General features: G+C 34.9%; 14 protein-coding genes and 5 pseudogenes. 11 read left to right on the top strand and 8 right to left on the bottom strand.

The window, feature by feature from the left end; translation table 11 throughout:
- Window positions 1-105 precede the first annotated feature (105 nt).
- A complete protein-coding gene (locus tag NBW39_RS01390) occupies window positions 106-978 on the top strand; it encodes an IS982 family transposase (RefSeq protein WP_250294632.1) in 873 nt (290 codons plus the stop codon).
- A gap of 77 nt (window positions 979-1,055) precedes the next feature.
- Here NBW39_RS01390 and NBW39_RS01395 read toward each other — a convergent pair whose 3' ends face one another.
- Window positions 1,056-1,322: a hypothetical protein gene (locus NBW39_RS01395; protein ID WP_250295405.1), complete on the bottom strand. Its 267-nt coding sequence runs from the start codon at window positions 1,320-1,322 to the stop codon at window positions 1,056-1,058.
- A 507-nt stretch (window positions 1,323-1,829) separates the two neighbouring features.
- Complete coding sequence (locus NBW39_RS01400; RefSeq protein ID WP_250295406.1) at window positions 1,830-5,357, bottom strand: DEAD/DEAH box helicase; 3,528 nt, start codon at window positions 5,355-5,357, stop codon at window positions 1,830-1,832.
- Window positions 5,358-5,812: 455 nt separating this feature from the next.
- Here NBW39_RS01400 and NBW39_RS01405 point away from each other — a divergent pair, with 455 nt between their 5' ends.
- Window positions 5,813-6,496: a hypothetical protein gene (locus NBW39_RS01405; RefSeq protein ID WP_250295407.1), complete on the top strand. Its 684-nt coding sequence runs from the start codon at window positions 5,813-5,815 to the stop codon at window positions 6,494-6,496.
- Window positions 6,450-6,902, top strand: coding sequence for a hypothetical protein (locus NBW39_RS01410; protein WP_250295408.1), 453 nt, complete (start codon window positions 6,450-6,452; stop codon window positions 6,900-6,902). The genes NBW39_RS01405 and NBW39_RS01410 overlap by 47 nt, the downstream gene beginning before the upstream one ends.
- Here the strand turns inward: NBW39_RS01410 and NBW39_RS01415 are convergent.
- Complete coding sequence (locus NBW39_RS01415; RefSeq protein WP_250294632.1) at window positions 6,852-7,724, bottom strand: IS982 family transposase; 873 nt, start codon at window positions 7,722-7,724, stop codon at window positions 6,852-6,854. The two genes, NBW39_RS01410 and NBW39_RS01415, sit on opposite strands and share 51 nt — an antisense overlap.
- A 152-nt stretch (window positions 7,725-7,876) precedes the next feature.
- Between NBW39_RS01415 and NBW39_RS01420 the strand changes: the two genes are divergently transcribed.
- Window positions 7,877-10,213: a lipase family protein gene (locus tag NBW39_RS01420; RefSeq protein WP_250295409.1), complete on the top strand. Its 2,337-nt coding sequence runs from the start codon at window positions 7,877-7,879 to the stop codon at window positions 10,211-10,213.
- 350 nt (window positions 10,214-10,563) lie between these two features.
- Window positions 10,564-11,436, top strand: coding sequence for an IS982 family transposase (locus NBW39_RS01425; protein ID WP_250294632.1), 873 nt, complete (start codon window positions 10,564-10,566; stop codon window positions 11,434-11,436).
- Between the two features lie 31 nt (window positions 11,437-11,467).
- On the opposite strand, the pseudogene NBW39_RS01430 reads toward NBW39_RS01425, so the two are convergent.
- Window positions 11,468-12,535: pseudogene (locus tag NBW39_RS01430) on the bottom strand (IS3 family transposase).
- Window positions 12,536-12,642: 107 nt separating this feature from the next.
- Window positions 12,643-12,784, bottom strand: a pseudogene (locus NBW39_RS09145) (IS5 family transposase); the annotation flags it as partial.
- 122 nt (window positions 12,785-12,906) lie between these two features.
- Here NBW39_RS09145 and NBW39_RS01435 point away from each other — a divergent pair.
- The 5 genes and pseudogenes from NBW39_RS01435 to NBW39_RS01455 form a co-directional block, all read left to right on the top strand.
- Window positions 12,907-14,110 (top strand): annotated as a pseudogene (locus NBW39_RS01435) (IS66 family transposase); the annotation flags it as partial.
- A 69-nt stretch (window positions 14,111-14,179) separates the two neighbouring features.
- Window positions 14,180-14,698 (top strand): annotated as a pseudogene (locus NBW39_RS01440) (transposase family protein); the annotation flags it as partial.
- A 530-nt stretch (window positions 14,699-15,228) separates the two neighbouring features.
- A protein-coding gene (locus NBW39_RS01445; protein WP_250294670.1) for an IS5 family transposase occupies window positions 15,229-16,021 on the top strand; the annotation gives its coding sequence in 2 pieces (ribosomal slippage) (window positions 15,229-15,492 and window positions 15,494-16,021; 792 coding nt in all).
- Between the two features lie 142 nt (window positions 16,022-16,163).
- Window positions 16,164-17,411, top strand: coding sequence for a group II intron reverse transcriptase/maturase (ltrA, locus tag NBW39_RS01450; RefSeq protein ID WP_250294718.1), 1,248 nt, complete (start codon window positions 16,164-16,166; stop codon window positions 17,409-17,411).
- Between the two features lie 557 nt (window positions 17,412-17,968).
- Window positions 17,969-19,762 (top strand): reverse transcriptase/maturase family protein, encoded by a 1,794-nt coding sequence (locus tag NBW39_RS01455; protein WP_250294750.1) that lies wholly within the window; start codon window positions 17,969-17,971, stop codon window positions 19,760-19,762.
- A 390-nt stretch (window positions 19,763-20,152) separates the two neighbouring features.
- Here NBW39_RS01455 and NBW39_RS01460 read toward each other — a convergent pair whose 3' ends face one another.
- The 3 genes and pseudogenes from NBW39_RS01460 to NBW39_RS01470 form a co-directional block, all read right to left on the bottom strand.
- Window positions 20,153-20,503, bottom strand: coding sequence for an IS110 family transposase (locus tag NBW39_RS01460; protein ID WP_250294924.1), 351 nt, complete (start codon window positions 20,501-20,503; stop codon window positions 20,153-20,155).
- Between the two features lie 172 nt (window positions 20,504-20,675).
- A complete protein-coding gene (locus tag NBW39_RS01465; protein ID WP_250294925.1) occupies window positions 20,676-21,014 on the bottom strand; it encodes an IS110 family transposase in 339 nt (112 codons plus the stop codon).
- 216 nt (window positions 21,015-21,230) lie between these two features.
- A pseudogene (locus tag NBW39_RS01470) lies at window positions 21,231-21,991 on the bottom strand (IS982 family transposase); the annotation flags it as partial.
- A gap of 94 nt (window positions 21,992-22,085) precedes the next feature.
- Here NBW39_RS01470 and NBW39_RS01475 point away from each other — a divergent pair.
- Entirely contained in the window at window positions 22,086-22,295 is a 210-nt protein-coding gene (locus NBW39_RS01475; protein WP_250295102.1) for a helix-turn-helix domain-containing protein, read from the top strand.
- Window positions 22,296-22,346 lie beyond the last annotated feature (51 nt).

Below are 22,346 nucleotides of genomic sequence, written 5' to 3' on the forward strand. Positions count from 1 at the left end.
AAACTCTATAAACCTCAGTTATGGATTAGAAAATAGATAAAAGTATAACTAAGAAGAGGGAAACAGGGTAAACTCGAGTATTTTAGTAATAATAAGAGGTTACCCATGAAGAAAGATATTACAGAACTGTACTGTTGCGTCGAGGATTTTTGTCGTGCGGTAGATGATAATTTTGCAAATAGGTTCTTATCAAACGGCAAAAAACCAACCAGAGTACCAGAAATAGCGCACTCAGAAATTCTAACCATAATCCTATTATACCATAAATCACCATGTAAAAACTTCAAGGCTTTTTATCTTTGTTATCTTCAGTTATTCTATAGATCAGAGTTTTCAAAGCTGCCTTCATATCACAGATTTATTGCCTTAAAGCCGCGAGTTTTGTGGTATTTAGCATTACTTTTGCAATGGTTTTGTGAACAAGCAAAAATGACCGGGATTTCCTACATAGATTCTACTTCAATAGCAGTATGCCATCGAAAAAGAATCTCAAGAAATAAGGTTTTCAAAGGATTAGCAGAGTTAGGAAAGAATACTTACGGCTGGTTTTTTGGTTTTAAATTACATGTAGTAATCAATGAAATAGGTGAAATTCAAGGTGTTACGCTAACCAGAGGTAACGTCGATGACAGAAAACCTGTACCAACTCTAACCAAAAAACTAACTGGACTTTTGTTTGGAGATAAGGGCTATATAAAGAAAGAGCTCTTTGAGAAACTATTCGATAGAGGTCTAAAACTCGTCACTAAAGTGAAAAAAGGTATGAAAAATGCACTGATTTCGCTGAAAGAGAAGATTTTACTAGGGAAAAGATCGATTGTTGAAACGGTTTTTGGCTGCCTAAAAAACAAATTTGAACTTGAGCACACTCGGCATAGATCCACAGTAAATTTCTTGGTACATATTTTTTCTACCCTCATTTCTTATTCAATGCAATCGAAAAAGCCCTGTATTTCTCAGCTTTACTTCGTTGGTTAATCCATAACTGGGGTTATAAACTTAAGAATAACTGTAGAAACTACTATTTTTTTAAGTCAGGTAGAGCACAAAAAACATCACTTACAATTCAATAATTCTCCAAAATCAATTATGTTTGAAAAGTAATCACTATCTATAACATCATCACTTACATCATTAACGTGGATAAGGACTGGACGACATGAAAAGCCTTTTGGACGCTTTAGTGTATCTATTTTCTTTTGTACTTCTTGTATTATTGAATGACCGATTTTATTTTTTGAAAATTTGATTTCGCAAATGTAGAGAGTGTTAAACCTTGTTTGAATCATGTAATCAATTTGACAACCTACACTATTACGCATTCTCTATCCTCAGGGCTTTATTTTCTGCTTTTAAGTTTTCTACTTCTACTTCCAACTTCTCTATTTTTTGCTGTAAATTTTTGCAGAGCTCTTCTAGATCAATCATATTACCTCACGTTTACCCTATGATTATCTTTTTGGTTTATCTTGTCTACCTATTTTGCCACTCTGCTGAACGGATACAGAAATAAAGAAAGTCAGTTCAGGTGAAAAGTGAAATTTAAGGTTTTAGTATCTTCTTTCTTTTAAGAAAAAATACTCTACTGTAACTCTACTACATTTTAATCACTATGTCAACCCCTTAGTTTTTATTCTGTTGATATATTTAAAATAAATTAAAAAAACTAATGTTTTCTTTCTGCTATATAATTCATAATGGTGTCTTTGATAGAAAACCTTCTACTATATATATAACGGGTTTCTTATGACTTTTTCTGAAAAAATTAAAAACTTTTTTCTTTGGAGATGGGCTATATCTGGTTCTTTACATTAAATAACTCAGCTATATTATAGTGCATTTTTTATATTAACTAAATCTCTTAATTGATCATTGTTAAATTCTGTAATCCAACTCTCGCCACTACTTATAGTTAGGTTTGCTAATTCTTTCTTACTTTGAATCATCTCATCAATACGCTCTTCAAATGTACCTGTTGAAAGTAGCCTGTACACCATAACATTACGTTCTTGCCCGATACGATAGGCCCGATCTGTTGCTTGTGCTTCCACTGCTGGATTCCACCATAAATCATAATGTATTACATGGTTTGCCGCTGTTAAATTAAGCCCTGTTCCACCAGCTTTTAAAGATACTATAAGAATATTTGATTGGAATGAATTTTGAAAATCATTAACCATTTCGTCTCGTGCTTTACGGGACAGTCCTCCATGTAAAAATGGCACTTTTGATTCAAACCTTTCTTCAAGTAGCCTAGCTATAATCTCACCCATTTCAGTGTATTGAGTAAATATCAATGATTTTTCTGCAACTTCACCAATACTAATCAATATTTCCTCAAGCATCTGCATTTTACCGGATTGTTCAATACTCGCACGCTTTTTCTTGCCAAATTGTGATGGATGGTTACAAATTTGCTTTAAAGCATTGATAAGTTTAAAGATTAGTCCCTTACGTTCAATCCCTTCACTTTTTTCTATTTTCTCCATAGTTGTATCAACAACCTTTTGATAAAGAGCTGTTTGCTCTGAAGTGAGGGAACAATAACGATTATTCTCAATTTTATCTGGTAAATCCTGAATAATGCTTTTATCACTCTTAAGCCTACGTAACATAAAAGGGCTAGTGATTTTCATAAACCTTTCTAGACAAATTTTATCTCTTTCTTTTTCAATTGGTGTTGCAAAGCTGCTTTTAAACTGCTTAGGAGTACCAAGATAAGATTTATTGATAAAATCAAAAATGCTCCAATACTCAAGTAACCTATTCTCAACAGGTGTACCACTCATTGCTATTTTATGTGTTGCCTCAATAGCTTTAATTGCTTTGGTTTGTTCGGTATTAGGATTTTTTATATTTTGTGCTTCATCAATCACGAGCAAAAACCATCTTATTTTGTTGAGTTCTTTTTTATCACGACGTGCAAGACCATAAGATGTTATGGCTACATCGTAATCACTTACTAATTCTCGATTTTGTCCATGATAGATGAAAAGCTTTAATTCTGGTGCAAAACGTTCCATCTCTCGTTGCCAATTACTTAATATGCTTGTTGGAGCTACTATCAAAACTCTATCCCGATTTAAAAATCCTGCATTTTTACAATATAAAATAGCTGCAATAACTTGTACAGTCTTACCAAGACCCATATCATCAGCAATTATGCTACCAAACCCACTTTCTATATTCTGTACAAGCCAACTAAACCCTCGTTCTTGATATGGGCGCAGTTGTGCTATTAGATTATTTGGTGTAGTAACAGGTGTGTAAGTATTAAGTTTATTAAATAAGTCTGTAAGCTGCTGATCAAATGCTACTTTAGCCTCATTCACTTCACCTGTCAGGGCAGCTTGCATGAGTTCTGCTTGACTCAAATAATCAGGCAATTTATCAAGTTTTTTTAATAAAGCCTCTACCTCTTTATCATCTAAAAGCACATAATGATCAATAATGTGCACAAGCCCACGAGAATCTTTTAGTAACTTTTTAAATTCTGTAATGCTTATTTTTTTATCACCTATTGCTATTTTCCAATCAAATTTTAATAAATTTTCAAGAGTTAAAAAGCTTTCGCGATCTTCTTTTATTTTATCTTTAGTAGACAAATTAAGACTTAATTGTGGTTTTAAGATTTTTTGTAAAGATTTCGGCAAAATAACTTTGATACCTATTGCTCTTAGTACAGGCAAGATATGTAAAAATAATGGTGCAAAATTATCTAAATTAAATGATAATGTGCTATTATCGTCAATCGACTTTTCTAGTTCAGGTATATATTCAGACAAAAGTGCAAGATCAGATAAAATACTAAGCTTTACGTTTTGATTAGAAAGTGCTTTTTCCAGCTTTATGAATGACTTCTCATCATCTGGTGATAACTGTACCTCAAGTTCAAATTTTTCATTGTAATCTTTTATCATTAGATAGAGTTTGTAAGGTTTATCTGCTAAATAAAGACGTGAAAGCCAGAGATTAATCGCTTGCGGTATTTCCTTGTTGCTAAACTCAGTAAACTTGTATGGTCTTCCAGTAAAGAATAATCCAAAGATGTCTTTATCTCCATGCTTATCCAGAGGTGCAGGAAAGTTATCTTTTATATACCCTAAAAGGATGAGAGAGATAGCAACATTTACTTGTTCCTCTGGTTCCATAGCGATTTCTTGATATTTAATCAATAGAGGCGGACAAATAGATGACATCTTGCTATGAATTTCCTTAACTGATTCATTAAACAACGCCGGAATCCACCTAATTATTACTTCTCCTTTTTTGTTTTGTAATACTTGTGGTATTAGCGCTGACTTTTCCATCAGCATATGTGCAAACTGTGAAATCATATGCATGAAGCGAAGTTCAGGATTAAGCCTGTGAAGTAACGAATTAGGAATGTCGTTTAAAAATCGTGCCATATCTTGCAATACATTTCTACTTAGCATAAATAAATTAGTTGTACCATTGCTCACTTGAGTAAGGTAATGCTGATCATTAATGAATAGTTGAAATGTTTGCCAATTCTGAATTTTTCCCCATCTTTTAATAAATAGCTCCTCTTCCGATAGTTCCTTCTTAGAAGCTGGATAGTACACTAACCTTCCTGTAGGATACTTTTGCCAGTGCTTATAAGCTATCTGTAAAATATTATGAAAGTTTTTTTCAAAAAAAAGTGGATTATCTGTTAAAATACTACTGATACAATCAAAAAGGTTAGGAATAGTTGATAAATCAATATCATTTAAAATTGTTTGGTTATGTATTCTAATTTTAGAACATGCCTTAAATATATCATCAGTCTTTAAAATGTTTTGAGCATTTTCTAATTTTCCACCTCCAAAATCATCAATGAGCGATAATAAATCACAATTATGAATATTAAAAATCATGAAGGGGTTTTTATCAATTTCCGCCGCAATAAGATAAATTACAGCAGCAATATGTTTACAAGGCATAGCCCAATCAGGACAACTACAACTTGCATTCATCTCCTGCCAATTTGAAGGAAATAATTTAATCCCAAGATCATTAAGCTTATCAAACAAGCTGGCTGATAATTGTCTATTTATCAATTTAGCTAATATAGCTGGTGAAGTTTCAATAATTTGACGAATGGTCTGTTGTTCTGATGAACTTAATTCATTGAGTATAATTTTGACTTTATATGGTTGAGGTTTTGAACCACGATATGGGTAAGATCCTGAGCTATGAACTTTAGCTGTAACTATGTGACCATTAATTTTAATACCAAAAGCTCGACCAGTATTAGCACAAGTTCTGCCACGTGGAAGACGGTTATCATAATCTATTCCGTCAAAAGACTGTAGCCACTTCTTACCCCACCATGTTCTTCCATAAATAGTCATTTTATAAAATCGTATATTTCAATATAAATAAATTGAATATTAACCTTATAGATAATTTTTCTAAATATATCAAACCCACCTTAGAGAAAACAACTATAGTGTTTCTTCAGAGCAAGCTACTAATTTTAGAACGAATTAACATCAATTACTACTATAAAACGCCAACAGAAATAAGTTAAAATAAGCATTTGTTTGTTGCTATAGATTAAATTTACTTATGTTGAGCTGCATAAAAGTGCAACCAAGACTATACAAAAAGACTTAAAACTCTCAAAACCTTATGAATTTATATGTAACCAGTGCTCCTAATTTATTTACAATTCATCACTCTTTGGGACCATACACCATAAATTGGGGTTAAAAGGTTTGCTTGGCAAAATTACTGTTTAGTGCTATACTCAGTTAAATTGTTTTAGTAGGAGGGAGACATGACTTGGAGTTTTTTTGCTGGGCTCATGCCACCAGCAGCAGATGCTACAGAAGAAAATAAAGTTAAAAGTAGGAAAAATTCTGGGAATTCGGGTATTGAAGATCAACCTGACCAAGACTCTACAACTACATTAGAATTTAAGCTGACACAATCTTTGCTTGATCAGGTAAAAGCTGATAAAAATGATCCCAGTGTAAATTCTGGTAAACAAGCGTATAAAGATCTTCCTAGAATGAGTTTTGTAATCAATGGTCAAGCTATAGATAAGGAATTTGTTAGCCAACAGTGCAATACGCATAGTGAAGGAGTTAAAGATGACAATTACCGCCAAACTGCAAAGCAAGTCTTCACAGAAATGTTCAAGCATGCTAAAGCAGAAGTTCCAAACGATCACATACTGGAAGAATTAATTACTAGTTGTAATCAAGCGGGGTATGAGTTTGCGATGTATGGTCAAATTCAGCCTATACTTGCTCAGTATAATTTAACACCAACAATTCCTGAAAAAACAATGGGCATTCATTGTAATAGTGCAAATTCTGTAAGTGTTGAGTATAGTGAGGTTATAGTTGTAAAAAATCCAGATTCAGAACAATTGGAAGAATATAAATGTGATAGTAAGCTAAGGTTCACGCTTAAGTCTCAAGATGGTAAAGTAGAGTATGAAAATGGCAAAGAAACATTTACCCGTTCCTCAAGAATTAAATAACTACAAAACTGATGGTAAAAGTTTATTAGGTGATATTAAGGAATGTTTTGAAGATGTTGATAACCGAACTATTGAGGATTTAACCGATAACATTGGTGATGAACGTCAGTTTAATGAGGAACCTAATGGAGATGATTCAAATCTAGAACAAAATGAATTTGAAATACCTGATATTCAAGAAGAGCGAAGGCCAGGTGTTTTAGGACCAAATAAAACTGAAATTGCAGGATTTAGCCAAGAGAAGTTATTAGAGATCATCGATTTTGTTAAGGTAGGCTATTATGTTGGTGATTATAATCTTAATAATAAAAAGTTTTCTGAGTTAGAGGAAAGATCTTATAACCCCAGTTATGGATTAACCAACGAAGTAAAGCTGAGAAATACAGGGCTTTTTCGATTGCATTGAATAAGAAATGAGGGTAGAAAAAATATGTACCAAGAAATTTACTGTGGATCTATGCCGAGTGTGCTCAAGTTCAAATTTGTTTTTTAGGCAGCCAAAAACCGTTTCAACAATCGATCTTTTCCCTAGTAAAATCTTCTCTTTCAGCGAAATCAGTGCATTTTTCATACCTTTTTTCACTTTAGTGACGAGTTTTAGACCTCTATCGAATAGTTTCTCAAAGAGCTCTTTCTTTATATAGCCCTTATCTCCAAACAAAAGTCCAGTTAGTTTTTTGGTTAGAGTTGGTACAGGTTTTCTGTCATCGACGTTACCTCTGGTTAGCGTAACACCTTGAATTTCACCTATTTCATTGATTACTACATGTAATTTAAAACCAAAAAACCAGCCGTAAGTATTCTTTCCTAACTCTGCTAATCCTTTGAAAACCTTATTTCTTGAGATTCTTTTTCGATGGCATACTGCTATTGAAGTAGAATCTATGTAGGAAATCCCGGTCATTTTTGCTTGTTCACAAAACCATTGCAAAAGTAATGCTAAATACCACAAAACTCGCGGCTTTAAGGCAATAAATCTGTGATATGAAGGCAGCTTTGAAAACTCTGATCTATAGAATAACTGAAGATAACAAAGATAAAAAGCCTTGAAGTTTTTACATGGTGATTTATGGTATAATAGGATTATGGTTAGAATTTCTGAGTGCGCTATTTCTGGTACTCTGGTTGGTTTTTTGCCGTTTGATAAGAACCTATTTGCAAAATTATCATCTACCGCACGACAAAAATCCTCGACGCAACAGTACAGTTCTGTAATATCTTTCTTCATGGGTAACCTCTTATTATTACTAAAATACTCGAGTTTACCCTGTTTCCCTCTTCTTAGTTATACTTTTATCTATTTTCTAATCCATAACTGAGGTTTATAGAGTTCCAGCTAAACTTAAGGAAGAAGGATATAAAATTGTTCAGTTTTATAACGTGAATGATGGTAAACAATATCGACATGCTGGTTACGTTTTTATAAAAGATAACGAAATAACTATAGTTTACCGCGGTAGTCGCAATGGGTTTGACTACATGAAAGATGCTGAAATGATTTTGACTAGTTCAGGTGAGCTTTTGCCTGAAGGTGGAAAAATCCATTCAGGTTTTTACTCTTTATTTAAAGATTCTTGGGAAAGTGTTTACAAGATATTAAAAGGATATGCTAATGATCAACAGTTAGAAATTAAAGATTTTAAAATTAACCTTACAGGTCATAGTATGGGAGGTGCTATTGCCACCATAGCTGCTCTATGTTTAAGTGTAAGAGAGGGTGCAGAAGATTTGCATGTTGCAACTTTTGCTTCTCCAAGGGTTTTCGATTCTGCTGCTGCTGAGGTTTATGAAGAGCGCCTTGGAAAGAAAACTATTAGAGTAGTTAATCAATCAGATTTCATACCTTCATTACCGCTTGGTTCTATGGGTTATAAGCACGTGGGTGAACGATTAGTAATAACTAGTCGTTGTTCTTTACAGCGTGCCCATCTATTAGACATATATCGCAATCTTATTGCAAATATCGAACCTGACCAATTTAAGTCTGATAATAGTGTATCTATATACTATTATCCTTCTTACCTTGTTACAGCATTGTATAATGTATTCACTGCACCAAGTTACCTCATTCTAAATACCCATTCAAATGGTGCTGAACAATATTTTAAACAAGTAAAGAACAAACATAAAGATGCTTCACTTTCTGAAATGATGAAATATTCTGGATCTAGTAATGAACAGAAAGTAGTAATTTATGAGGATTCTGAACCTGGTGAAGACGGGTTTATAACCTTTCACACACTTGATAACTTGTTTGCCATGATGCTATCTTTACCTAGACATGTAAGAGGTGAAGGGTTAAAAGTTAACCTTCATGGTACTGCTTTTTTTGTTAACAATAATTATTATCTCAGTGGAGACACTATTAGTCTGAGGCTATTGAAAACCTTAATTGATAACTATCCAGGAAGCTTGGCACTTATGAAGAAAGAGAAAAAGAGTAATAAACTTAATGGAGGTTCTTCTTCTACCGCAGCTATCTCAACGTTAGCAATAGCTGAAGTTTCTTCAACGAATTCATCTTTAGGTGATCATAGCAATAGTAATGTACAAATCGCAGTGCAGAGTGATGAGAATCAGCAAATGAATGCTGAAAAAGCTGGTAGCAGTAACACTCCAGGAATTCCTGAACAAATACTTGTACCAAGTAATGAAAAAGAGCTTGTAGCAAGTACAGGTTACGGTATGGGAGATGTCATTACCAAAACAGGAAATGCAGGAGATTTGCGTGTTGCAACTTTGGGTACTCAACAGGTTGTTCCTCATGGTAGTGCTAAAATTTTTAACAAGTTTTATAAAAAGAATGCTACTGGGCTTTCAGTCGAGTTTATTGCTGGTAATATTAGTGAGATAGTACAGAAGTTTCTTAACGCTGGGATATCACAAGTCGTAGTTTCTACCTCCACTGGTAGTTCCGTATCCTTGGATTTTAATGATATTAGTAAAGCAAGTCAAGGAGGACTTCAAAAAATAGCAAAAGCACTTATGGACTTGTTTACAAGAGGTGAATCTAATAGTAGAACTGTCAATGCTATTACTAATTTTTCTACTGTTAAAACACCAGCCTTAGAACAAGAAAATAATACTCATGGCAACGATCAACAACCAAGTGATTCTGTTTCTAATATTCAAAGTGATGATGTAGAAGTTAGTAGTGCTGCTACAAATGATCAATCAACCTCTATTATCAGTAACAATGGTATTGATAATGTTCAACAAGAACCTACTATGGTTTTAAATGGATCAGAAGAAAATGCTTCAGATCTATCAATTGGAGATGATGTTACTAAAAATGATACTGAATCATTAGTAAATCAAGCTTCTGTAAGTAGTAAAAATACTGGTCCTGGACCAGGTCATGAAGCTGAAAAAAGTAACAGCAGTCTACAAGACATACAACATAACGCTGGTCAGCCTACTAACAACTCAGGGAAAAACGATACTACTTCACAAAATACAAAAAGTAGTAAGCTGCCTTTTATAGCTGCTTCTGCACTGGCAATAGCTGGAGTTGCTACAGGGATAGCTATTGCAGTTTACTTAGAAATGTTAGCAGTGGGGATAGCAGTTGGAGCTTGTTGTCTAATTGCAGCTACAATCATATATTACTGTAACAGACCTTCAAATTTAGTTGAACCTCCAGCTAGTTGCAATGGGCCTTCAAATTTACTTGAGGGTAGTAATGTTAAACCTCCAGCTAGTGCATCCATTGTATAATAAGTTGAAGAATAAATATAGTAGTTTACCATTTAATAATTTATTATCATTATGTTGATTATTGTAAAATAAGAACCAAAGCCTAATTTAAAATGCGTACTCGATAAATACTTCGGCAAAAGTACTATTGCTGATGTTTCAAGTAATATAGTGCACCCATTTGTCTAGACCATTTTTTTCAAAGTAATCCGATTTTTTTGTAAAGAAGTTCTAATCTAAAAAAAATAATGAATATGTGCGTCCACACACATTTAAAACCTCAGTTATGGATTAGAAAATAGATAAAAGTATAACTAAGAAGAGGGAAACAGGGTAAACTCGAGTATTTTAGTAATAATAAGAGGTTACCCATGAAGAAAGATATTACAGAACTGTACTGTTGCGTCGAGGATTTTTGTCGTGCGGTAGATGATAATTTTGCAAATAGGTTCTTATCAAACGGCAAAAAACCAACCAGAGTACCAGAAATAGCGCACTCAGAAATTCTAACCATAATCCTATTATACCATAAATCACCATGTAAAAACTTCAAGGCTTTTTATCTTTGTTATCTTCAGTTATTCTATAGATCAGAGTTTTCAAAGCTGCCTTCATATCACAGATTTATTGCCTTAAAGCCGCGAGTTTTGTGGTATTTAGCATTACTTTTGCAATGGTTTTGTGAACAAGCAAAAATGACCGGGATTTCCTACATAGATTCTACTTCAATAGCAGTATGCCATCGAAAAAGAATCTCAAGAAATAAGGTTTTCAAAGGATTAGCAGAGTTAGGAAAGAATACTTACGGCTGGTTTTTTGGTTTTAAATTACATGTAGTAATCAATGAAATAGGTGAAATTCAAGGTGTTACGCTAACCAGAGGTAACGTCGATGACAGAAAACCTGTACCAACTCTAACCAAAAAACTAACTGGACTTTTGTTTGGAGATAAGGGCTATATAAAGAAAGAGCTCTTTGAGAAACTATTCGATAGAGGTCTAAAACTCGTCACTAAAGTGAAAAAAGGTATGAAAAATGCACTGATTTCGCTGAAAGAGAAGATTTTACTAGGGAAAAGATCGATTGTTGAAACGGTTTTTGGCTGCCTAAAAAACAAATTTGAACTTGAGCACACTCGGCATAGATCCACAGTAAATTTCTTGGTACATATTTTTTCTACCCTCATTTCTTATTCAATGCAATCGAAAAAGCCCTGTATTTCTCAGCTTTACTTCGTTGGTTAATCCATAACTGGGGTTTAAAGCACATATTCATTCATTGTCTATGATAATAGAGATCAGCAGGAGTTTTATAATGTAAAGACTGATGTCGCCTTCTATAGTTATACCAACCAACAAAATCCTTTATTACAACATCCAAATCTCTGATACTGTTTGGTCTATAGTAATATATGGCTTCTTGTTTTAAAGTTCTCCATAAGCGTTCAATAAATATATTATCAAAGCAGCGTCCTTTATGATCCATGCTGATTTTTATATTAGCACGCTCTAACTCCATAATGAAATTATAGCTTGTAAATTGCACACCTTGATCACTGTTGAAAATCTCAGGTTTACCTTGTTTTAGAGCTTCTTTGAGAGTATGAATGCAAAATCCAGCATCAAGATATGGTGATAATGAATGAGCAATAATATAGCGACTATACAAGTCCATTATTGCTACAAAATAGACAAACTTACCTTCAAGCATAATGTACGTTATATCAGTGGCCCACACCTGGTTAGCTCTACAAACAATCAAACCTTCAAGTAAATAAGGATATATTTTATGTTTTTTATCTTTAATGCTAGTGTTATGTTTTTTTCTACAATATAACCCAGTAATTCCCATCTTTTTCATTATTCTCAAAACCTTCTTATGGTTGATTACTATTCCATTTGCTATAATTTCAGCAGTAATTTTTCGATATCCATAATGGCAGTCTGAAGCCAAATATATTTCTTGAATTAAATTTGCTATCTCACTTTCATCATTAATTATAGGACTATAATATAAGCTAGACCTGCAAATCCTCAATAAATTAGCTTGTTTTCTTATTGATAGATCAGAGTCTTTTTCTATAAGTTTTATCCTATCTTTTTTGTTTATTTCAGTAATTTTTTTTTCAAGTAATTATTTTCAACCGTCAATTCCCCTATAACTTTATGCAAATTTTCTATTTCTTGTCCTAATATCCTTTGTTTTCTTATACTCTCACTTTCTTCTATAAATAGGTCTTTTAATCTTGCTAATACTCTATCACGCCAATCATATAAATTTGTTGATGGTATTACTACATATCTCTGCTGTGCTTTTTTGATTTTTTATTGCTTCCAAAGCTATCTTTGCTTTTAACTCTGCTTTTTTGTTCTCATACTACACTCCATTCTTTTCCCTTTTTACTCGGATTAACCATTTTTTTTTGGTCTAATTTATGGGGTGCATTATAAAATATAGTTGCCGCCTTGCATTTTTGGACTATTTTCATACCAATTTTCGATAGCTTCATCGATGTAACGAAAAATATTTCCTCTTTATTTCTAGAAATTTGTTATATTCGCTATGGTTACTGACTCTCATTTTTTGTGGCATATTTTTTCTTCAAAGGTTAAATGGCTATTTTATAATGAATTTTGTGTATCCGTTCAGCAGAGTGGCAAAATAGGTAGACAAGGTGATCTAAAAAGATAATCATAGGGTAAACGTGAGGTAATATGATTGATCTAGAAGAGCTCTGCAAAAATTTACAGCAAAAAAATAGAGAAGTTGGAAGTAGAAGTAGAAAACTTAAAAGCAGAAAATAAAGCCCTGAGGATAGAGAACGCTGAATTAAAGGAGAGGCTTGGTTTAAACTCGAAAAATTCATCTCTGCCAAGCTCTAAAGAATTATACAAAATAAAGAAGGACAAGCCAAAGAGCGACAGAAACGTCGGTGGTCAGGTTGGTCATAAAGGAAGTTTTCGCGCCAAAATGGATGCAGATGAGGTGATAAAAGTAAAGTTGTCATCTACTTGTGAATGCGGAGGAGAGATTGCAATATGCAAGGGACCGTACATTCATCAAAAAGTTGATCTTCCGTAAATTAGGCCTTATGTAGTGGAATATCAATGGTCGTTGCCGGAGATGCGGGAAAAGAAGAAGCAGTAAGTTACCAGAAGGTGTTACGCCAGATACATTTGGTCCAAAAGTTAAGTCAACAATCGCGGCGCTGAGCGGATTTTACAAGAACTCGAAAAGAGAAATAGCAAATATTATAAAAAATATTTTCAACCTGGACATCAGTGTTGGTAGCGTGTCAAATAGCGAGGCTAGAGTTGCAGAAAAATGCCAAGAAGCATATGAGCAGATCGAACAAGAGATAAGTAGAAGTAAAGTTCTACTTATTGATGAAACGAGCCATTATAACAAAGGTAAACTCGCTTGGTGTTTGCAAGCAATACGGCAAGTTTTGTAAAATTTACAGAGTCAAGGGGAATGAAAGTTTTAAAAAACAGTGTATGCTGCAATCGTAATAGCTTGGTAGTAACTGACAGATATGCAGCATACAATTATTTTTCTGATGAAAAGAGGCAAATTTGTTGGATCAAGGGATTTTGAAACATAGTTGGAACATTGAGGTCAAAATTCTCGGCTGTTATTTGAGAGATGTTGCTGTTGAGTTGTTTGCACTGAAAAAAGCTCTGTTAAAAAATGAGATAGATGTTTTTAGATTTGCCAGACGTGCCAGAAAATTGCGAAAACGTACAAGGTATTACTTGAAGGAGATATTTTACCTACCTGAAGCAATAGGAGCTTCTCGAGTTGCAAAAAATATTTTGAAATCTGAAAGAATGATGTGGAATTTTTTGAATGATTCAGAAAACATTCCATTGACATGCTGAACAACAGATACGACACTATGTCGTTTACCGTAAAAACTAGACCTCTTTCGAAACTAGCATAAAGCCAAAGAAGATATACAATGGTAATTTAGTGTGAAGGAGATAGATGAAATACAAAACAGCAAAAGAGTTAGAAGATGAGAAATTTCGCAGATTAACAGGGCTAAAAAGAGCAACGTTTGATAAGATAGTGGAAATTCTAAGGAAAGCAAATAAAAAGAAGAAAGCTAGAGGAGGAAGAGCTAAGTGAGGAAAACATGCTCCTAATGGTATTAGAGTATCTCCGCGAATATCGGACATATTTTCATATTGCGCAAAGCTATGGAATCAGTGAAAGTGGAGCATATAAGACAGTAAAGTGGGTAGAAGACAAGTTAGTAAAACATCCAGATTTTGCATTACCAGGACGAAAAGAGCTCTTAAAAAGTGATATGGAATATGAAGTTTTAGTGATTGACGCAACCGAAACTCCTGTTGAGAGGCAAAAAAAAAGCAAAAAAGATTTTATTCAGGAAAAAAGAAAAAGCACGGTATAAAAACACAAATTATTACCGAAAAAGATAGTAAAAAAATTATTTGTACGTCTTTTTCAAATGCTAGGAAGCACGATTTTCGGCTTTTTAAGACCCCAGTTGCGGATTAATCAATATAGTAAAATCTAGAAATACAGGGCTTTTTGTGTGCCGTAGAGACACAAGGAATGTTCAGGAAAGAGCAAACTAAGTGCGAAAGCTGCACAATAGATGAGGGTGGGCCCCTCGGAGCCGGTTTACAAGAGCAGGCTTCAAACAACCATAAGCTGCTTTGGTAAAGAGCCAAGGTAGTGAGCGTTATGGAAAAGGCGTAATTATGCGTCATGTGTGAAATAGAGAGATGAACGCAAGTGAACCACTGATTACACGTCGAAAGGTAATGCGATGATGTCAAAACCAGGGGAGAAAAAGTAACTTGGGATAAGCCTATCGGGAACTTGTCTACTGGGTAGGTGGCATCCGGCATATAGGTGGCATGAACCTATTTCAGGCTATTGTGTGGAACTATGGGAACCTGTCGTTTCGATGATAAGGGAGAAGTCCAAGGAGCTGAACTCTAAGAACCTGTTCATAATCTCAAAAAAGTGATAAACTATGAGATGATGTATATGAATAAGGATATATGAGAAATTTATACCCAAGTGACATAAGTCGAGAACAATTTGAAAAAATCAGATCAATTCTGGAGAGTAGTAGGAAGAAAACAAAACCAAGAAAACTTGATTTGTATGATGTATTTTGTGCAGTGCTGTACGTCCTAAAAAGTGCCTGTCAGTGGAGAATGCTGCCAAAAGATTTTCCAAAATGGCGAAGTTGTTACGAATATTTTAAAAAATGGAGTGAAAAACCAAGCGAAGATACAGAAAGTACTTTGGAGCGTGTATTAAAAAAAATTAGTTGGAGAGACACGTATCAGCAATGGTCGGAAAGAAAGAACTAGTTTTTGTATAATTGATGCTCAGAGCGTAAAAAATGCAGATACTGCTGAAAATAAGGGCTACGATGCAGGTAAAAAAATTTCAGGAATAAAGCGCCATATTGCAGTAGATACACAAGGTTTACCACACGCGATTTATGTAACAACGGCAGAAGCAACCGACCGCAGCAGTGCCATGAAAATGGTCGAAAATGCTAAAGAAAAACTCTCTGAAGTTAAAAATATACTTGTTGATGCAGGCTACACTGGAGAAAATTTTGCAACACAAATAAAAGCAACTATTGGTTCGACGGTCGAAGTAATAAAGCGAAGTGAATTACACACCTTTGTTGTACTGCCAAAGAGATGGGTTGTTGAGCGCTCTTTTGCTTGGTTGGAAAAATGTAGGCGTTTGTGGAAAAATTGCGAGCGGAAACTCAACACTAGCTTACAAATGGTCGTTCTTGCTTTCACTTCTTTACTCCTTAAAAGATTATGAACAGGTTCTAAGGAAGAGAGTACTGATGCGAAAAACAGGGGCGGATTAGCTCGTAGTAGTGAAGAAGTTTTTGTAATGGAAATGGAGCGAAGGGGCTGAGTTATTTAGTTTTAATTATTTATCAACCGAAAGGGAAGAGTTAATGAATAAAACAAAATCTTTTGACATACCAAAGCAACTGATTTGGAAAGCTTATAAACAAGTATCCAAAAACAGAGGTGCGGCAGGTGTAGATGAGGTCTCGATAACAAAGTTTGAAGAAAATCTAAAAGATAATCTATACAAACTGTGGAATCGGATGTCATCCGGAAGTTATTTTCCAGAACCAGTAAAAGCTGTTGCGATACCAAAAGATACAGGAGGACAAAGAACTTTATGTGTTCCTTCAGTATTCGACAGGATAGGGCAAACAGCAGCTACTATGTATCTCGAACCGTTAGTAGAGCAGGAATTTCACGAAGATTCGTATGGTTATAGACCAAACAAGTCTGCACTGGATGCGGTAAGTACAGCGTGTAAGAGATGTTGGAGAAGTGATTGGACGATAGATCTTGATATTTCTGGATTTTTCGACAATCTGGATCATGTGTTAGCACTGCAAACTATCAAGAAGCATACAGATTGCAAGTGGGTCATACTGTACGTGGAAAGGTGGATGAAAGCCCCGATTCAACTAGCAGATGGCAGTAAGGTAGTTAGGAATAAGGGAGTTCCACAAGGAGGTTCTGTAAGCCCAATCATTTCTAACATATTTATGCATCATGCATTTGATATGTGGATGAGGCAAAACTACCCAACAATACCATTTGAGAGATATGTAGATGATGCAATGGTGCACTGTAAAACCCAGAGACAGGCAAAATTCATAAAAGACAAGATCGAAGAAAGATTGGCTGAGTTTAAGCTAAAATTACATCCTGAAAAGACACAAATAGTGTACTGTAAGGATGACAATAGGAGAGATGAGTTTCCAATACAGAGCTTTGACTTTCTGGGTTACACGTTCAGACCTAGACTGGCAAAGAACAATAAAATAGGAAACTATTTTGTCTCATTTCTACCTGCAATTAGCAACAAAGCCAAGAAGAAGATCAACCAAACCATAAGGTCATGGAAAATACGTAGGCAAACATATACAACACTAGAGAAAATATCAAAGAAAATAAATCCTATAGTCCGAGGCTGGTATCAGTACTATGGCAGGTTTTATAAATCAGAGATGTATCCATCTCTCAGAAATGTAGAGTGGCACCTAGTAGGATGGGTCAGAGCCAAATATAAGAAACTTCGAAATCATGGAAGACTAGCAAAGCAATTTCTAGCAAAAGTGAGAAAGAGGTCTCCAAATATTTTCTATCACTGGACACTAGGATTGGGATCAAAAGGCTGAATAACGGGAGCTGTATAAATCGAGAGGGTGCGCCGTGGCACGCATTAAGAAATACTTAGCAGAGCTAAGCGGGGTTCAGAATAAATGGCCTCGAGGTGAACAACTAACTTTAACCCGAAAGGGGAGGAGGACAAGAGCATGTATGTAAAGCGAGAGTTGTCTGAAGATGTGTAAGATAACGGCTTGCAACACCTGATCAATATGGTTAAAGCTAAACTGCTTGAATTCTAATCTTCAGGGGTGGGACTTCACATCCATGGGTATCACATTTAAAACCCCATGTCTACAGTAAGCACAGATTAAACTTTCGTTTGTGCGACATTCTGGCTGTAGAACGATAAGTAGTGAACTTATTTAAGAGGATGAATGGAAAACCTAAGTTGATCTAGAACAGTTCTTAGTGACGGAACATGGGATGACCTAAGGAACGCGAGTTCTATGGTTACGGAGTCATCGTAGTAGTCGTGGAAGTAACGAACCACCGGGGAATGTGGGAGAGCCACATACAGGGCAAAGGGTGACAGATAATTGAATGTTGAAATTGGGAGGTACGCAAGATGCGGAAAGCTGAAACAATACTTAACATTATACGTGAACGCGGACAAAGAAATCTGCCGGTTAAAAACGTATATCGCCTACTTTATCAGCGTGATCTTTACCTTCAAGCGTATGGTAAACTTTGTCGTAATAAAGGTGCTATGACAGAAGGTGTAACTGCTGAAACAGTTAATGGTATGTCTTTGGAGAAAATTGATAAAATCATAGAGGATTTACGCTATGAACGATATCGATGGATACCAGTAAAACGTATCTACATTTTAAAGAAGAGCGGTAAACGAAGGCCGTTAGGATTGCCAACATGGTCAAACAAGTTACTTCAAGAAGTAATCCGATTAATATTGGAAGCCTATTATGAGTCTAAATTTAGTGAGTGTTCACATGGATTCCGGCCAAAGCGTGGATGCCATACTGCATTAAAAGCAGTAACGCAAAAAGGCAGAGGTACAAAATGGTTTATAGAAGGGGATCTCAGAGCATGTTATGACTCAATTGATCATACCATATTGTTAAAAATACTGAGTGAAAGCTTTCAAGACAACCGTTTTATCCAACTAATCAATCGACTGCTAAAAGCAGGATATATGGAAAATTGGAAGTACAATAAGAGTCACAGTGGAGTACCACAGGGCTCTATTATTGGTCCAATTCTGAGTAACATATTACTCGATCGGTTAGATAAACATGTGGAACATACATTAATACCAGCAAATAACCGAGGTAAGCGAAGAAGGACAAACCCAAAATATTTAAGGTTAACCAAGCAAGTATCGATGATGAGAAAACAAGGGAATTGGGAGCAAGTAAGGCAACTGCGCCAATTAGTGCAGAGTATGCCATCTAAGGACTCTTGTGATCAAAATTATCGACGTCTTTGGTATGTTAGGTATGCTGATGATGTTCTGGTAGGGTTTGCAGGACCAAAAAATGAAGCTGAACAAATTAAAAATGAGATTGCTAGATTCCTCAATGAGGAGCTCAAACTTATGCTTAATGAAGATAAAACGCTTATTACACACGCATGTGATAGCAAAGCCAATTTTTTGGGTTATGAAATACACGTCTTGCATGCAGATGATAAACATGATCATCGGACACAGCGGTGTATTAACGGTAGTGTTGGCTTACGTGTACCACACCATATAAAGCAGAAAAAGTGTTCTGAATATATGCGTTGTGGAAAGCCTATACATTTACCTCAACGTACAATTGATACAGCTTACAGTATTGTTGCTCAGTATCAAACTGAATATCGAGGAATTGTACAATACTACAAAATGGCCTACAACCTTCACACACTAAGTTATCTGAAGTATGTGATGGAAGTATCATTAGTAAAGACTTTAGCATCTAAATACAAAACAACTTGCAGGAAAATTTATAGAAAATTTGGTGCGATGATTGAAAACGATGAAGGTGAAAAACGAAAAGTCATCCAAATCAGAGTAGATCGTTTACCATCAAAGATACCATTAATTACACACTTTGGTGCTGTGTCGCTAAAATGGAATAAATGGGTAAGCATAAGTGATAACCTTATACCAATATGGAATAAGCGTAGTGAAATAGAGCAAAGACTATTGGCACAAACTTGTGAATTATGTAAATCACAAGAGCAGATTGAGGTACACCATGTACGTAAACTTGCTGATCTACGAAGTAAGAGTAATGTTGAACTACCTGAATGGAAGAAAAGAATGATTGAACGACAGAGAAAAACTCTTGTTGTTTGTCATGAATGCCATAAGAAAATCCAATATGGGAAATATGATGGTGATTCCTTAAAACGTTAGATTATTGGAGAGCCACGTGATACGGAAACGGTCATGCGTGGTTCGGAGAGAGGCTGTTGGAAAAGTGCTTAATAGTAACTCGCTGGCTGCCTACTCTACTTTACGTACAGTTCTGCGAGAGACTGGTGGGGAAGTTCCGCCGGTCTACTCTCCAGGCTTCATGGAATATGAAACTAATGTAGAAAAGATGTGCACCAAAAAATTTATTGGAGCAGTTGTGTTAAAAGTCAATAGGAAAATTGATGTAGCTGTGAATAAGTACTTAAGATTTGTGTGGGCGTACTTATTCACAGCTACGCTATTACTATATAGAAGCAGTCTTAGGACTATATTCCTCAGTAAAAACCCTGTCATCTCTGACTAAAGAGTTAGCAAGAATAAGCAATTTCCTCATAGCAGCAGTGGAAGCAATTTATATGGCTTTTTATATTGATTATATAATCTAGTAAAGAAAGGTTTGATATAAGAATTAACTTTTTGTGCACTGAGAATACACATGTGTAAAACTTTCCTGATTTGTGATCTACCTCCCTGAATGCACCTTTTTCCTCTACTAAAACCACTATCTCGATTAAAAGGCGCAAGTCCGACAAGGCTAGATATTTGTTTTTCTTGAAGAGTTCCAAATTCAGGTAAATAGCAGATCAAAGTTAGGGCTGTGATTTTACTTATACCTGGTATACTGGTTATTGATATGTATTTTTTTGCAAGGTCTTGGTTTTGATCGATAAATGTAATCATTTCATCTTCTAAAGTTTTTATTTGATTGTGTAAAATTGCAAGAAGATCTTCTATCTGCTTGATTATAGATGTATCAGTTACCTGTTGGTTTTTTGTATTTTTGCTATTTCTACTAGCTGGTTTCTACGAGATAATTTTTGTTTCAAGCAATCAATATTACTATTACCAACTGTTAAGGGAGTAGCACGCATATCTGTGTTATTAATATAACGTGCTGCAGTCTAGTTTTTGTAGTAATACCAAGGCTTTTAGCATAGTCTCTAACCCATCTAGGTTGAATGACGTACACCTCAAAACCATTGCTTAGTAAAGTATATGCGCATAATTTTTCGTATCCGCCGGTTGCCTCAAGACCAACTTTGGTTACATTATGCAAACGTAAAAAGTCTAGTGTTTTATCGATGGCTTGTATACTGTTTTCAAACGTTTTATAATGTCCAAATGGGTGAATGTGGATATCTAATTTACTTTTGCTAACATCAATGCCAGCAATAATGTTTGATGAATTCATAATTCCTCCGTAATAATAACATATACTGCATTTTCCAGTCTTATATACGAGCCTAAAAGCTCAATCAGTTGTTCGGAACTTTCAGTATAAAACCTAAGAGAAGAGAACCTTGCTCCAATACGGTCCTTATGACCAAGATCTATGGCGGTTCCTCTTCTCTATACATCTTTATATTACTACTTCTTAATACTTATAAAGACTTAATTTCAACATATAAGATCTATGCCTCGAATGCTCAAGCTCAAGTCTGTCTTTTAGGTAGCCAAAAACTGTTTCAATAATCGACCTTTTTCCTAAAAAAATCTTTTCTTCAAGCAGCATTAATGTGTTTTTCATACCTTTTTTTACTTTGGTAACGAGCTCTATCGAAGAGTTTTGCAAAGAGCTCTTTCTTTATATAGCCCTTATCACCAAACAAAAGACCGGTCAGTTTTTCAGTTAATTTTGGTACTGGTTTTCTGTCGTCAACGTTACCTTTAGTCAGTGTAACTCCTTGAATTTCGCCAGTTTCATTGATTACCATATGCAATTTGAAACCAAAAAACCAGCCGTATGTAGTCTTTCCAAGCTCCGCCAATCCTTTGAAAACTTTGTTTCTTGAGATTCTTTTTGGATGGCAAACAGCGATAGACGTTGCATCTATGTACGAAATTCCGGTCACTTTTGACTGCTCACTTTAACAAGAGCACTAAATACCATAAAACCCTCGGTTTTAGCCTAATAAATCTACTATATGTTGGCAAATTTTGAAACTCAGATCCATATAGTGCTTTCAAATAATATGTATAGAAAGATTTAAAGTCCTCACATCTAGATTGTTGATAAAGTAAAATTATAGTAAGAATTTCAGAATGCGTAATCTCTGCCGTTCTGGTAGGTTTTTTACTGTTTGGCAGGAGTTTTTCTGCGAAATTTTTGTTTATAGCCTTGCAAAAATCGTCTACAAAGCAAAATAATTCTGTTACATTTTTATTCATGGGTAACCTCTCTATTTTTTGATAATATGTTTCCGGAGTTTACCCTATTTTCCTATCTTTTTCACTGACTTCTAATCCGCAACTGGGGTTTAAAGTGCCTGGCTACCTTACTGTTCCACAAATTGCAAAAATCCTCAAAGTTACTACTCATTGGCTTTACGATAGAATCAATAATGGTCAAATTACAATACAAAAAGATGATAGTAAAACCAGAGGCAAATACTTATTTGAAGATAAACCAGAAACTGTTAGAATTCTAGTGGATTTTAAAAACGGTAAACTCAACAACCCAAATTTTTTATAGGAGTATCAATATGCATAAGGTGAACCAGTGTCAGCTACTTGAACCTGCAAA

This window comes from Wolbachia endosymbiont of Oedothorax gibbosus (assembly GCF_936270435.1).
In the GTDB taxonomy this organism is placed as follows: domain Bacteria; phylum Pseudomonadota; class Alphaproteobacteria; order Rickettsiales; family Anaplasmataceae; genus Wolbachia.

What these genes read in the sequence shown, in the direction of transcription:
- NBW39_RS01390 (WP_250294632.1), top strand. Translation starts at nt 106, where the DNA reads ATGAAGAAAGATATTACAGAACTGTACTGTTGCGTCGAGGATTTTTGT.
- NBW39_RS01395 (WP_250295405.1), bottom strand. Translation starts at nt 1,322, where the DNA reads ATGCGTAATAGTGTAGGTTGTCAAATTGATTACATGATTCAAACAAGG.
- NBW39_RS01400 (WP_250295406.1), bottom strand. Translation starts at nt 5,357, where the DNA reads ATGACTATTTATGGAAGAACATGGTGGGGTAAGAAGTGGCTACAGTCT.
- NBW39_RS01405 (WP_250295407.1), top strand. Translation starts at nt 5,813, where the DNA reads ATGCCACCAGCAGCAGATGCTACAGAAGAAAATAAAGTTAAAAGTAGG.
- NBW39_RS01410 (WP_250295408.1), top strand. Translation starts at nt 6,450, where the DNA reads ATGAAAATGGCAAAGAAACATTTACCCGTTCCTCAAGAATTAAATAAC.
- NBW39_RS01415 (WP_250294632.1), bottom strand. Translation starts at nt 7,724, where the DNA reads ATGAAGAAAGATATTACAGAACTGTACTGTTGCGTCGAGGATTTTTGT.
- NBW39_RS01425 (WP_250294632.1), top strand. Translation starts at nt 10,564, where the DNA reads ATGAAGAAAGATATTACAGAACTGTACTGTTGCGTCGAGGATTTTTGT.
- ltrA (WP_250294718.1), top strand. Translation starts at nt 16,164, where the DNA reads ATGAATAAAACAAAATCTTTTGACATACCAAAGCAACTGATTTGGAAA.
- NBW39_RS01455 (WP_250294750.1), top strand. Translation starts at nt 17,969, where the DNA reads ATGCGGAAAGCTGAAACAATACTTAACATTATACGTGAACGCGGACAA.
- NBW39_RS01460 (WP_250294924.1), bottom strand. Translation starts at nt 20,503, where the DNA reads ATGATTACATTTATCGATCAAAACCAAGACCTTGCAAAAAAATACATA.
- NBW39_RS01465 (WP_250294925.1), bottom strand. Translation starts at nt 21,014, where the DNA reads ATGAATTCATCAAACATTATTGCTGGCATTGATGTTAGCAAAAGTAAA.